Source organism: Chryseobacterium sp. Y16C, from assembly GCF_022488405.1.
GTDB lineage: Bacteria > Bacteroidota > Bacteroidia > Flavobacteriales > Weeksellaceae > Chryseobacterium > Chryseobacterium geocarposphaerae.
Window position 1 is genome coordinate 1,323,580 of sequence record NZ_CP092711.1, and the last position, 13,314, is coordinate 1,336,893.

Consider the following 13,314-nt stretch of genomic DNA (forward strand, 5'->3'; position numbering starts at 1 on the left):
ATGGATTAAAAAGCCTCTCACTATCTTTCCAAGCTCTTGAGGCTTTTCAAATACAGAACAACTATTCACTTTCGCTGTTGACAAAGTGCTGGTTTAGATTATCACTGACCAATTGCAAAAACTTTGTAGGCCCCTGTTTTCTATTCCTAATTTCGAAAATTGTTTTATGAAAATTTCCCAGATCGGTATCCAAAGATTTTTCTACAAATTTGACCACTTCGCTTAATTCAATATTTCCTCCATTGAAACAACGCATATGATATAATGCATACACCAATTCAATTAATCCTACTTTGGATGCAGACCAGGCCAATGGAGAAATGGCTTTTCCGTTCACAGTATCAATCAGATTTTCAATCTGTTTTTTTAAGTATTGATCAAACTGTTGATTGGCAATAAAGCGGGCAATCAGATGATCGTGGGAGGTGGTAAAACTGGCATCGAAATTATAAAATCCAAATGATAGCTTCATTTTCAGATCATAAGAATTGCGGACAAATATCTTATGATCAAGATAAGACGCATTACGTTTGTAATAGCTGTAAAATTCGGATTGTGAGATATAGAAATTTTTGAGTTTTTCCTGCTCTGCTTCATAATATTTCTTGAGCACCTTTTTGCCGGCTGCCGGTTTATGCGATTCAAGATCTAAAATGGTTGAGTAATAAATAAACTTAGAAATAAACTCAGGCTTCAATTTCTTAAAGAAATAAACCTCTTCAGAGAGACTCTCAAAATGATGCTTTGAAATCATTTCCTTAAGCATTCTGATAGACTCATCGATAAGAATCAAAGACTTTTCTGAGACTTTCACCATATCCTGATCATCGTCATAGACTTCATTAATTTTTAACTCTAAGTCATCATGTAATTTTTTAATTTTTCTAAAAAGAGTTTTTGTTACCATGTCCTTTTTTTAGAAATTTACAAAAAAACGTTTAGTAGGAATATAATCAACTGATTCCCAACTCCTGTTTTCGTTTTTTAATATAATCCGTCGGACGTATACCGTTAATTTCATAAAACAGATTGGAAAAATTTTGACGTGCAGCGATGCCACATTCATCTGCTAACGCTTCAATTCGGTAGTTAAGATATTTATTGTTTGTATTCAGCAGGTCTGTGATATAATTGATCCTGAGTTCTGCCATATATTTATTAAAATTCATTCCTTTATTTTCGTTGATATATACTGACAGATAATGAGAATTGGTTCCCAGTTTCACAGCAATACTATTCTGTGTAAGCCCTTTCTTTTTAAACTGCAACTCCTGCTCAAATTTTTCAAGCTTTTCCCTTATTTCTAAAGTCATTTCAGGAGTTAGGAAGGTTTTCCGAAGTGAATGTTCATCGAGTTCATCCTTCTCAATATCACTAATTTTGTAAGTGCCATCTGCTATCCGCTTTTGTAAAAGATCATATTGCTTTTTAATTTTTTGATCCTTTCTGTATTTTACTACAAAGAACGTAAGCACAATACTGCCGGAAAAGATCAAAATTTGAGCATATTTCATCTTTCTCTTGCTCATTTTTTCAATATCATCTTTTTGCTCGATCAGCGTTTGACGGTCGTAATCTTTATGAAGCTTCGAAGAAAGATAAGGGTAATCTTTAGAAATAATGCTGTCTGCTTTAAGCAATTGATTGGTAAAATGCAACTGCTTATTGACATCTTTATTTCGGTAATATTCAATGAGATATTTATAGCTGCTATAAACTTCAGGGAGTACAAATTCATGCTTTTCAAAAACAGAATCTATTCTGTTATAGTATTTAATGGCAATCTCCGGATCATTTTCAGCTTCGGAAATTTTACCCAGATAATAGTAGATCACCGTAGACCAGGCAAAATCATTGCGTTTTAAAATAGTGGGCAGAGCCTTTTCCAAATCAACCCTCGCCTCCTTAAAATTTTTCTTTTGAAATTTTGAAATCCCCATACATTTTAAAAAGTAACTATTCTCCAGAGCAAAATCGTTGTCCTTTTCAGTAAGACTATACCCTAGCTGGCTCAGACTGTCGCTTTTAGTAAAGTTCATTAAATAACGATTAATAATCGTGATTTGATGAAGGGTGTTCAGATAACCTTTATTGTAGTTAAACTGCTCATTGACATGATGTTTTTCTTTTAACTTTTTGTCATAATAAGCGAGGCAGTCTTCAAAATGCTCAAGAGCTTCTTCATAATATCCCAGATGTCCTTTAACAATTCCCAAATGGTACAAGACCTTGTAATGAAGATATTGATCGTCGGAATCTTTTGAATACTTATATGCCTTTAAATATTCGTTTAAGGCTAGTTTATATTTTTTCTGATAAAAATAATAGATGATTCCTTTGCTGAGATAATCTCTGCTGATATCATCTTTCGTTCCATGGGTAAGACTAATACTGATAGCACTGTCAGCATACTTAATTTTATTATTGTAATCAAACTGTCTTCCGTCCCGGTAACCCTGAATCAGTTTTACATAATTTCCCTCTTTTTTGGCTTTTGAAATATATAGCGTCACAGCAGGTAGCGCATCCCTGTCATCGATCGTCATTCTTTCATACGTTTTTCTTATTTCATTGAAAGTCCGTTCGTTTTGCTGTGAAAATACAAAATTGGAAAAAGCAGAAAAGAGGACGAGAAAGTAGTTTAACTTTTTCATATACTGATTATTAGAACCTCACCATCTCAAAAATAGACATTTTGTTTTGAAATAAGTCAAATTTTAGAGAAATCAAATTTCTTAAAAACAAATACTAAACAACAATTTGATTATCAACAAATTACACAACAAATAAAAATGTATCAATTTTAAAATTGAGACGTACCTATTTTAAAATTGCACCGTAGAGCAGTTTTTTTTGACTTCGCAGCCCGATACCTTTGGCTAAGAATTCTAAATCAATCCGGCCGGGATAACCAAATTAAAATCATTACTATGAAAAAGTTTATCCCAATTTTAAGCCTTGCTATAGGCTCAGTTTGTTTACAGAACTGTATAAATCGAGACGAAGATATTGAGTCAGATTACAGAGTGTCCCCAGAGGCTCAGAAGACCATGATGATGCGGCAGGATTCTGCTAAATCAATAGAAGGGACTATAGATCCTAATCCTCCTGATCCGCCAGTAAGAGACGGAGATAATTGGCGGCTGTACAAAAATAATTAATCCTTCATCATAATCCATGATTCCTCATACCTCCATATCAGCTGTTACAGGCTTACCATGTCCAAAAAGTGGCATCTGGGAAAGTATGGGGAATTTCAAAACAACTGTAACCCTATCGAAAGGTGAAATGATGCCTGAGTACTGTGGAAAGAAAGCCAAATGGAAGTTAATTATTGCCTGTTAAAACTATAAACATCAGCCATGAAAGATTATAAAAGCATCTTAGTAAAAGGTATATCCTATTTCTTTATTCTCCTGTTCATTTACGCAAGTGTAAGTAAGCTTTTAGAGTTTGAAAACTTTCAGGTTCAAATCGGTCAATCTCCGCTTTTAAGCGCTTATGCTGGACTTGTTTCTTACGGAGTTATTGCTTTAGAACTCGTAATTGTATTACTGCTAATGTTTACGAGAACCAATCTTTTGGGATTGTACGCATCAACAGCACTCATGTCAGCATTTACAATTTACATTTTCCTCATATTGAACTATAGCGAATTTGTTCCCTGCTCCTGTGGAGGAATTTTGGAAAAGATGGGATGGACTGAACATCTGATTTTTAATATTCTTTGTGTAATGATGGGAGGTTTATCAGTTTTCATCATTGAAAAAGCAGTTCATAAAACTCACCGCCAAATAGCATTAATCTTAGGAGTTTCCAATATTTTGAGTTGTATTCTTGTCATTGTCCTGTTTTTTAAGTCAGAACACATAATAAAACAGGAAAACAATTTTACCAGAAGGTTTCTGATGCATCCCATTTTAAAAATAAAAAGTATGAATTTAGATAACGGTTCATTTTATTTTGCCGGTGCAAAAAATGAAGAACTTTACTTAGCCAACCGAAGTCTCCCTCAAAATATATTATTAGTTGATTCACTTTTAAATAAAGTTAAAAACACCAAAATTGATCTGGAACTCAACAAATATCCATTTAAAAAAATAGAGATTAAGGTTAAAGATCATAATTATTATATCTATGATGGAAATGTTCCCATCATATTAAAAGGTAAGTTGGGTGGTACGCAAAATAAAGTCATCAGTCTTAACGATGCATTTTTTAGCCAACTTGAAATTATTGACAGTAATAAAATTGCGATCCGTACCCTCTCATCTAAAACCAATAATTTAACGCTAGGAACCATTTTAATCAATAACAATGTCAAAAATCAAGTGACACTGCATCCTGGTTTACTTGAAAAGCAGTTGGACGGTTTTTTTGATTCTGACGGCTATCTGTCATCTGATCCTACAACACCGACTGTAAGCTATATCTACAGTTATAGAAACCAGTTTCTTGTAATGAACCATTCCATGCAGCTTATTCACAGATGGAGAACTATTGACACGACTAAAATTGCACAGATCAAAGTATCCCCGCTCTCCAATGGAAAATCTAAAATGTCTAAACCCGCATTAAAAGTCAATGGACATGCAATAGTATACAGAGGTCTGTTATTTAACCCTGCTCAGTTAAGAGGAAAACATGAATCTTTAAACAGGTGGAAGGAAAGCAAAGTCATCGACATCTATAATACAGCATCTCAAGAATATATTGGCAGCATGTATATCGACAATATTCAAAATAACAGTATGTCAGATTTTAGAGTTACCGATGAGCATTTGTATGCAATTGTTGGTGATCAGCTGGTACAATATAAACTTACCCAGCCCTTGAAAAAACATTTTAAAAACGGGGAAGCCGAAAACCGTGTTTCAGAGTAGGCAGCAAATCAAATATTTTTTTATTATGAAAAAAATTCTTTTTCCTGTCATCCTAGTAGCACTGGGAACAGGGTCAGCTTTTGCCACCATGCTGGCAAAGAAGAGTACACAAGCTTTAGAGCCGGCTTACAGAATAGTAAGCTTGGGCGGAGGTCAGTTCCAATGCGAGGATGCTGATCAGGAATGCAGCAATATCGTTTCCGGAGATGTCTGTGAATGGGCACTGGACACCAGTGTTGAACTGCATAGAATCGGTTCAGGCACGATGTGCGGAACACCGCTTTATAAAATTCCTTAGTGCTTTATTGTATTAAGTATTAAATCAGGGACGCTATTCAGCGTCCCTTTTCATTTCTTTATCAATCCATGCTATATCTTTCCGGTTTTTCAGGTGATAGTCCCACCACTCTATGATTTTAGTATTAAGATCCTTGATGTCATCGGAATTTTTCCTGACCGTGTGTTCCTGATTTTCATACATCAGTACCACCACCTTTTTTCTGTTTCTTAATAATCCCATGTAAAAGCTCATGGTTTGTGTTGGTGGAATATTCGTGTCTCTCTTACCTGCCCAAAGCAATACCGGTGCATTTACTTTTTCAATATAATTGATGGGATTATTTCTATAATACAGATCCTTATCTTCTGAAAAAGGAATTCCCATTGAAAACTGCCCGGTTTCAAATCTTGAATAGTCTGCTATTTTAAACAGTTCATTAAATGAAAAGTAAGTATTCATAATGTCACTGAGACCTGCCCCTGAGACATAGGCTGCGAACCTTTCCGAATGGGTAGCGATAAAGTTGGTTTCATACCCACCAAATGAATGTCCTGTCAAACCAATACGCCTGAAATCAATATTGACATTTCCCCGAATCGCATCCAGTCCGGAATGAACACAATCAAGCGCCGAAATTCCTGGACCCCTGTGGTCTGAAACAATATCTGGCCGAAAAACCATGTAATCGTTCTCAAGCAATAGGCGGATATTGAATCCACTGGGTCCCCAGGCGGGATACAGGTATTTGTTGAACTCATCATGCTGAATACTGTATACCTGTACCACCAAAGGATATTTTTTTGTCTTGTCGAATTTAATGGGATAATATAGAACCCCTTTCAGATGCTTACCTTCACTATTGGTATATGAAATAACATCCTGCTGTAGGTCTATAGCTTCTTTATCATGAAGGTTGGTTGCATAAAGTACCTTCTTTTGACCTGATGACTTGCTTTTGCTGTACAGCTTCGGAGAAAGGTTGTAGTTTTCTTCGATCGAATACATTAAATCATGCCTATCCTTATACGAGAACATTTTGATCCTGTTGCTGCTGTACGGCAGCATTTCTTTGAGTTTACCTTTATCATAAGAATAATATCCTGAATCATTATGGTCTTCTCTCCTGATATGAAGCATCAACGGTTGAGACATTTCAATAGTTCGTTGTGTTATCTTAAAAGATTCCATCTGATGAATCATTTTTCCAGTGTATTCATGAAAGCTGATTTTGCTGTTCTCTTGCTTGAAAACTGTTTTTACCACACCTGTTTCCAGATGATAGCTGATCAGTCGGTCTCCTCCTGTAAAGAGCAAACTGTCATCCGACATAAAGATCGGATAGCTCAGTGTTGTATTATAATCAATAATTTTTTTCTGCTCTAATTGATGATCGTATACCATCCATTGATTCTTATACATCAGAAATCCAATGGTGTAACGACCATCCTTTCCTATCACCATTTCTGAAGCATTCTCAAAAACAAGTTCAGATTTATTTTCGAAAAGGTCATATCGGTATATATTCAGGCTTCGGAATCCCCGGTAATCATTATCTTCTTTAAGATTATACGTCCAAAAATAGCGTGGATTGTCTGTCGCTATATAGACCTGCATTGCATTATGAGGAATTGAACGAACTTGATTATTTTTAACATTCCATAGGCTATACTGATGATCGGTCCATTCTTGGTCCTTATTACGCAGATACTTGTCTCCCCCATACCATATTTCTAGTTTTTCTATTTTCTCAGGAGTTTTCTTGACGGAAATATCAATCAAAAAAGTTTCGGAATGACCTGCTTCAGTTACTTTAATGCTTTGGGCTTCTCCTAGGCTGATCTGGTCGTTATAAAACAGTTGTCCGTCTGATATTCTTAACAATCTTGCCCTGATCTTTCCATTGGAATCTGTTTTTTCTTTTTCCTTTAGGACAATAAATCTCTCTGATTCTAAAAGATCCATCGCAACAATGTTAGCTGCAGTAGAATAAAGCAGTTTCATAGCGCTGCCATTCCATTTCAATATTTTATGAAATCCTCCACTTTTAGCAAGAATATAAACCTGTCCTTGCTCCGAAATAGTATAGTTCAATGTTCCTGCCTCATCGTGACGCACTTTTCCTTGGGAATTATAAATTTTCAGGTTTTTATCAGTACCCAATATTACATATTGCTTCAGGGGTTCATTGGCGTTGCAGCGCTGTACACTACCATAAATTTCTCTTTTTTTTGACTTCAGATCAATGAATTCAGCCCTGCCCGGTCCTGAAGCAAAAACAGCATGATTATTCAGAAAACTGATGTTGCTCTTTTTTAAAATGGTATCGGATGGGCTTACTGCTGATTGACGGTCAAATACAAAAACTGAATCAGAATTATTCGCGTACATTTTGGTCAGCAAAACGAATCGCTGATCATCGGATACTTTCATCTGACCAATCATTGTTGAGAACCGTGACATCCACTGGTCCAATTCCTTAATCGTTCTCTGCGCTTTATAGCAATGCAGAGAACACAGCAGAATAATAAAACAATACACTCTCATTAATAACCTAAATTTTGAGGATTCAGATGGGTATTGAGCAGCAGTTCCTGTTGTGGAAGAGGCCATACTTTGTGTTTATCCTGCCAGTTGGGCTTAGTCTGCTGTAGTTCATTAAGCTTTCCTGCTCTTTTCAAATCAAGAAAGCGATGTCCCATTTCTGTAAAAAACTCTTTTCTGTTTTCATTAAGGATTTCTTCAAGAAGCTGCTGTTGTGTAACAGCACTGCCAAGCAATGGCTGTCCCGCTCTTTGTTTGATCGGATTAATAAACGGTAAAGCCTCCGTCGTTTTATTTTGCTGTGTCAGAGCCTCTGCCAAAAGCAAATAGGCTTCTTCCAGTCTGAAGACAATGGAATTTTCTGTGGAGTTGGCAGATCTTGCTTTGTATTTTTCTGCTCTGTACCAGGTGTTACCCCCTACAGTAACCACTCCCATCCAATATTGCTTGCGAAGGTCTCCATTCTGAAATGAGCTGACCAAAGATGCGGAAAGCGCCATAGAGGTCGGAGCAACATTAGCAAAATAGTAAATCGTTGCTTCCCTTACCGCATCCCCATTGTTTTTAGGTCTGAGCTGCCAGATAATATGGCTGCCATTTTTAAGAAAGACCTTAGTAATATCATTTTGAAACTGATAGAGCGGACTCTGAACAACTGTTTTCAAGGTGGCTTCTGCCTCCGTCCATTTCAGCTGCTGCATCTGAACCTTGCCGAGAAGAAGCTGCGCTGCTTTTTTATTGATATAGATGCGTTCATTATGACGGTAGGTATCGGAAAGCAGTTCAATAGCTTCTTTTATATCAGATTCAATTCTCATCAACACTTCTGCAGAAGATGTTTTTGAAATGCTCTGATTGATCATGTAATTGGTTGTCACAGGATACGGAATATCCCCGTAAACCTGCTGAACGTAGAAAAAGAGTAAAGAACGGATGACCAGGGTCTCCCCTTTTATCCTTGCTTTATCAGCTTCCGGAATATGATGCGCTTCTTTAAGCCCTTCAAGTATGGAATTGCTGACATATATTTTCTGATACGCAGCATTCCAGAACGAACTTACAAACTGATTGGAATCAATCTGTGTATTATTGGACAGTTCAGGCAATCCATTGGTGGCACTGACTGCATAGTAGGTCAGGTCATCAGTGTAGAGACCCAAAAGCCTTCCGCTTTGATCACCCGTAACAGGCGATGATTCCCACAATCCGGCATACAATCCTGATAATACTGCGTTGGCAGTCTGGGTATCACTGAAGACGGTTTCTGACAGTATTTGGTTGTCAGGCAATTCCACTTCAAGAATTTTTTCACACGATACGGCGATGCTCATCAGATAAATGAGCGCTGCCGTTATTATAATATTAAATATTGATTTCATTGCTTTTATATTGGATTAAATAATGTGACGGTCTTCGGTTTCCGTTAAGTATTCATCACAGCGTAAGCTGAATACCAAATGAGTACGTTTTCAAGGGAGGCAGGAATCCAAATGTGGTCATCTCGGGATCAATTCCAAAGAACTCCGTCCACGTCAAAAGGTTCTGCCCCTGAAAATAAAGCTTGACTTCCCTGAAAACACCTGAATCCAAAGAAAGATTATAGGTAAGCTGCACATTTTTAAGCCTTATAAATGAAGCATCAGAAACACTGGCATCACTATTTTGAAAAAGGCTGTGGGAAGAATTGGACGTGGAGCGGTATGGCATATAAAGTCCGTTGGGATTCGAAGGCGACCATACATTCAATGCCTCTACAGGGAGATTCGCCATGATGCCCGGAGAAGACATTGCAGAATTATAGTTTCGGCTCTGTTGCTTTACAAACTGCAGCAAAAAAGACAAGTTCCAGTTTCGGTAACGTAATTCATTGCTTAGTCCTCCGTAAAACTGCTGTCCAAGGTTTCTGATTACCTGCCTGTCATCCGGTGATGCGATCTTTCCATCGCCATTGAAATCGGTAAAATCATAGACGAAGGTATTGGGGTTTACCCCCTGAAGCTGGTAGATTTTAACAATGTTCACAGGCTGTCCGATAACATAGGTATTGGCATAGGATGAACCTTCAAGTCCCGGAAAGGAAATCAGCTTGTTTCGTGGAATGGTGATATTGAATGAGCTACTCCATGAAAAATTTCCTTTACTGATAATTTTGCCGCTGGCCTCAAATTCAAGTCCTGTATTCTGAATGACTGCATCCAGATTAGCCAGTACACTGCTGAATCCCGTTACCGAGGAAAGCTGGTAGCCTACCAGTTGATTTCCGGAACGGTTTCGGTAATACGCAGCGCTTAGGTTAAGCCTGTTGTTGAACAATCCTAGTTCAAGAGCAGCTTCTGTTTTGATGGTTCTTTCCCAGCTGAAATCAGGATTGTAGAGTTTTGTTGGAGCCAGTCCGGTGCTGCCATTATAGATGAGGTTGGCGGTGGCAAAAGTATCCAGGTATTGGTAATCTCCGATATTATCACTTCCTGATGAACCATAACTCCCTCTCAGCTTTCCAAAACTGAGCCATGAGATGTTCTTCATAAAGTCTTCTTCCGAAAACAGCCATGCTGCCCCAATGGCACCGAATATTGCATATTTATTATTCGGACCGAATCTGCTGCTGCCGTCTCTTCTTCCTGTAAGATTGAGGATATATTTTTTATCGTACTGATAGTTGATTCTGCCGAAAAAAGCACCGTATCGGTATTCTGTACTGATCTGGTCAAGGACGACTTTATTGATTGCAGCCCCTATATTATAGATTAATGCATTACTTTCAAAACCTGATCCCTGAATTTCACCCCGGTCTGAAACATCTCTCTGATAGGTCCCTCCCACCTGTACATCAAATTTATGGTTACCTGTTTTGTACATCCAGCTTATCTGTGGCTCTATCACCATAGACAGTCTGTTCTGATTGGATTTTGAAGACATCGAATTGAGGGATGTTGCTCCTGCAGAAGGACTATACGCCGTACTCGGACGAAGTGACCATTCTTCAAAAGTCTGATAAGTCAAGCCACCGTTGAGCTTAAGCTTAAAGTTTTTAAAAGCTTCATATTCCATGCTGATGTTGTTAAGGAATTGCAGATTGTTATTGGAATAAGAGTTCTCAAAGGCAGCTGCGGGATTCGTAAACGTATTGTTCTCCCAGTTAAGGTTACCTTCTGAATCATAGAGAGCAGGAGCATTGGGAGCCAGAATATACGACTGTCTTGTTGCATCAGAGGTAATCAGGTTATTGTCTGTTGCTGTAAAAATATTCGATGAGTTGAAACTGAACTTCCTGTCAGCAGACCTATGGCTGATATTTCCTGAAATGGTATTGGTTCTGTACCTGAAATCCCTGCCGAACACCGTGGTTTGTTCATGATGACCAAGACTGAGCAGGAAGTTAGTATTTTCGCCTCCCCCACTGAGTGACAACTGGGTATTAGACAGGGCGGCATAATGACCAATCAGTTCTTTTCTCCAATCCGTATAACGGTTGGAATCCCAGGTTCCATTGATGTCATAGGCATTAGCGGGGTAGACAGAGATATTGCTGTTGGCAAATGCCTGCTTTCTCATATCAAGATACTGAGCAGTATTCATCATTTTAAGGTTTGAAATGGCATGGCTCAGTCCATATGAAGAGTTCAGGGTCAGTTTTACCTTTCCCCTTTTCCCTTTTTTGGTGGTCACCAGTACCACTCCGTTAGCACCCCGTGAGCCATAGATAGCAGTAGCATCCGCATCTTTCAGGATCTCGAAACTTTCAATATCGTTAGGATTGATACTATTCAGCGGATTGATATCTGCATTGGGAAGGATACTTCCTGCATAGGAGGAACTGATTCCCGTACCCACCGGAACACCGTCTATAATATAGAGTGGCTGATTGCCATCAATGACAGAATTGCTTCGGGTCCGAAGGCTGTTTCTGCCTCTGATCTGAATATCAAATCCCCCTCCGGGAGTTCCTGAATTTTGGGTGATACTGACTCCTGCCATTCTTCCCTGCGCTGCTGACAGGACATTGTTGACCGGCTGATTTTCTATATCTTTTGCTGAAACCTTGGCAATACTACCAGTTCTTTCCTTGTCTTTAACCTTGTAGTAGCCAGCGTTGAGAATAACTTCTTCGATTCCCTTTACTTTTTGTTCTAAGCTGATATTAACGACTTTCTGATCAGTGAAGGTAAATTTCTCTTCTGCATAATCAGGGTGTCTGAACAATAGGATGGGATTTTCTGCCGAAACCTGTAAGGTATAGGTTCCGTTGTTGCCGGTTGTGGTTACCTGATCACTACCATCTTGGGAGATGATGACTCCTTGTAAAGGTTTGCCGGATGTGGTAACGGTACCGGAAATGGTGCGTGTCTGGGCTTTTGTATGGATGCTTACAGTGGTAAACATAAGCCCAAAGAAAATGCCTCCTATATGGTAATAGGAATTTTTCATAAATTTGTAAAGGTTTTTAATTTTTAAAGATTAATTACTGAACTACGCTCTTTCCCGTTGGTCTGCAAACTCTATGGGAAGGGCTTTTTTCTTTCTTCTGATTTTTAAGTTGAGTAGTTTTTTGATTCATTTTTTAGATAAAGACTTTCCTGATGCCCTTTGGTATGAAAAAGGACTGGTGAGGTTCTGTAAGCAGTGACCTTAAGGCACCGGAAAGAATGTAATATGAATGAAATCTGTGTTCCCGTGTAAGCTTTTTAAAGCCGCAATAGGTTGTACCCTCCTATTGTATCGTGTAGTCTGATACTTTATGCGTAGAGCGGGCTTAGATTTTTATGTAGAGATAAGGCGAACAGCATTGAAAAAAGACGGCGTGGGAACTCTACATTATCCGTAATAGGGGTACTGGTATACCTTGGAAACAGATAAGAGAGCCCACGCCTAGGTCGTGAGCTTAATACTTATCCTCTTGTTTCCTTAAAATTACCAGTTTTCTATTACAAGATTCTAAGCAATAGCTTCTATATTTCTTTGAAGTATCGCAAAGTTACATTTATTGTAACTTATTTTACAAATATAATAAAAATTTAATTGGTAAACAAAAGCGTACCGAATAAAAATTTGAATAGTTTTTAATTGCATTCATGTTTGATGATGTTGAAAAAATCATAATGATAAAGACTGCTATTGCATTACGGCTATTACTTAGCCGCAATAAAAGTCATTCTCAAAGCTATGATTTTGACATCATTGATAGTTATGAAAAAATTGCTATAAATTCTAATGCTGATATTAGAAAAGCAACTGTAACAAATGCTTTTAGTGGTAAAAAAAGATCATCAATGGTAACAATAACTCTTATTGTCGAATCAATGGGATTTACAATGTCAGATTTTGGTCATCAATACTGCAATATATCAAATGAAGAAATTACAGAATTTCAAGAAAAGCATTACAAATAAAATACCAACTATAATTGTAATTTCATAATTTACAAAAAGCTTAATTACTTCTATATTAAGACTTTTTTATCTTAAAAATTTATATCAAACTTATTACTCTGCTAGACACTTCTAAATCATTTACTTAAAATTGATATCTAAAACATAAAAGGTAATATGTAGTATTAAAAGGTGTTTTCTGCCTAAAAATGAAAATTGTAAATTGCAGAAGATTTAAAAG

At 37.5% G+C, this 13,314-nt stretch carries 10 protein-coding genes; 5 read left to right on the plus strand and 5 right to left on the minus strand.

The window, feature by feature from the left end:
• Positions 1-61: 61 nt before the first annotated feature.
• Entirely contained in the window at positions 62-907 is an 846-nt protein-coding gene (locus tag MKS83_RS05790; RefSeq protein ID WP_240582372.1) for an RteC domain-containing protein, read from the minus strand.
• Positions 908-953: 46 nt separating this feature from the next.
• Complete coding sequence (locus MKS83_RS05795; protein WP_240582373.1) at positions 954-2,654, minus strand: tetratricopeptide repeat protein; 1,701 nt, start codon at positions 2,652-2,654, stop codon at positions 954-956.
• A gap of 276 nt (positions 2,655-2,930) precedes the next feature.
• Here MKS83_RS05795 and MKS83_RS05800 point away from each other — a divergent pair, with 276 nt between their 5' ends.
• From MKS83_RS05800 to MKS83_RS05815, 4 genes are read left to right on the plus strand one after another with little or no spacing between them, the layout of a single operon-like run.
• The gene (locus tag MKS83_RS05800; protein WP_240582374.1) at positions 2,931-3,161 is read left to right on the plus strand and encodes a hypothetical protein; all 231 of its coding nucleotides are present in this window, start codon (positions 2,931-2,933) and stop codon (positions 3,159-3,161) included.
• Between the two features lie 16 nt (positions 3,162-3,177).
• Entirely contained in the window at positions 3,178-3,345 is a 168-nt protein-coding gene (locus MKS83_RS05805; protein ID WP_240582375.1) for a hypothetical protein, read from the plus strand.
• Positions 3,346-3,362: 17 nt separating this feature from the next.
• Complete coding sequence (locus tag MKS83_RS05810) at positions 3,363-4,883, plus strand: MauE/DoxX family redox-associated membrane protein (RefSeq protein ID WP_240582376.1); 1,521 nt, start codon at positions 3,363-3,365, stop codon at positions 4,881-4,883.
• A 25-nt stretch (positions 4,884-4,908) separates the two neighbouring features.
• Complete coding sequence (locus tag MKS83_RS05815) at positions 4,909-5,181, plus strand: hypothetical protein (RefSeq protein ID WP_240582377.1); 273 nt, start codon at positions 4,909-4,911, stop codon at positions 5,179-5,181.
• 33 nt (positions 5,182-5,214) lie between these two features.
• Here the strand turns inward: MKS83_RS05815 and MKS83_RS05820 are convergent, their stop codons facing one another.
• Genes MKS83_RS05820 through MKS83_RS05830 form a run of 3 tightly spaced genes read right to left on the minus strand, consistent with a single transcriptional unit; the run spans position 5,215 to position 12,132 of the window.
• Positions 5,215-7,773 (minus strand): alpha/beta hydrolase family protein, encoded by a 2,559-nt coding sequence (locus tag MKS83_RS05820; RefSeq protein WP_240582378.1) that lies wholly within the window; start codon positions 7,771-7,773, stop codon positions 5,215-5,217.
• Entirely contained in the window at positions 7,707-9,083 is a 1,377-nt protein-coding gene (locus MKS83_RS05825) for a RagB/SusD family nutrient uptake outer membrane protein (RefSeq protein WP_240582379.1), read from the minus strand. The genes MKS83_RS05820 and MKS83_RS05825 overlap by 67 nt, the downstream gene beginning before the upstream one ends.
• A 55-nt stretch (positions 9,084-9,138) precedes the next feature.
• The gene (locus MKS83_RS05830) at positions 9,139-12,132 is read right to left on the minus strand and encodes a SusC/RagA family TonB-linked outer membrane protein (RefSeq protein WP_240582380.1); all 2,994 of its coding nucleotides are present in this window, start codon (positions 12,130-12,132) and stop codon (positions 9,139-9,141) included.
• 671 nt (positions 12,133-12,803) lie between these two features.
• Here MKS83_RS05830 and MKS83_RS05835 point away from each other — a divergent pair.
• Positions 12,804-13,094, plus strand: coding sequence for a hypothetical protein (locus tag MKS83_RS05835; protein WP_240582381.1), 291 nt, complete (start codon positions 12,804-12,806; stop codon positions 13,092-13,094).
• Positions 13,095-13,314 lie beyond the last annotated feature (220 nt).

What these genes read in the sequence shown, in the direction of transcription:
- MKS83_RS05790 (WP_240582372.1), bottom strand. Translation starts at nt 907, where the DNA reads ATGGTAACAAAAACTCTTTTTAGAAAAATTAAAAAATTACATGATGAC.
- MKS83_RS05795 (WP_240582373.1), bottom strand. Translation starts at nt 2,654, where the DNA reads ATGAAAAAGTTAAACTACTTTCTCGTCCTCTTTTCTGCTTTTTCCAAT.
- MKS83_RS05800 (WP_240582374.1), top strand. Translation starts at nt 2,931, where the DNA reads ATGAAAAAGTTTATCCCAATTTTAAGCCTTGCTATAGGCTCAGTTTGT.
- MKS83_RS05805 (WP_240582375.1), top strand. Translation starts at nt 3,178, where the DNA reads ATGATTCCTCATACCTCCATATCAGCTGTTACAGGCTTACCATGTCCA.
- MKS83_RS05810 (WP_240582376.1), top strand. Translation starts at nt 3,363, where the DNA reads ATGAAAGATTATAAAAGCATCTTAGTAAAAGGTATATCCTATTTCTTT.
- MKS83_RS05815 (WP_240582377.1), top strand. Translation starts at nt 4,909, where the DNA reads ATGAAAAAAATTCTTTTTCCTGTCATCCTAGTAGCACTGGGAACAGGG.
- MKS83_RS05820 (WP_240582378.1), bottom strand. Translation starts at nt 7,773, where the DNA reads ATGGCCTCTTCCACAACAGGAACTGCTGCTCAATACCCATCTGAATCC.
- MKS83_RS05825 (WP_240582379.1), bottom strand. Translation starts at nt 9,083, where the DNA reads ATGAAATCAATATTTAATATTATAATAACGGCAGCGCTCATTTATCTG.
- MKS83_RS05830 (WP_240582380.1), bottom strand. Translation starts at nt 12,132, where the DNA reads ATGAAAAATTCCTATTACCATATAGGAGGCATTTTCTTTGGGCTTATG.
- MKS83_RS05835 (WP_240582381.1), top strand. Translation starts at nt 12,804, where the DNA reads ATGATAAAGACTGCTATTGCATTACGGCTATTACTTAGCCGCAATAAA.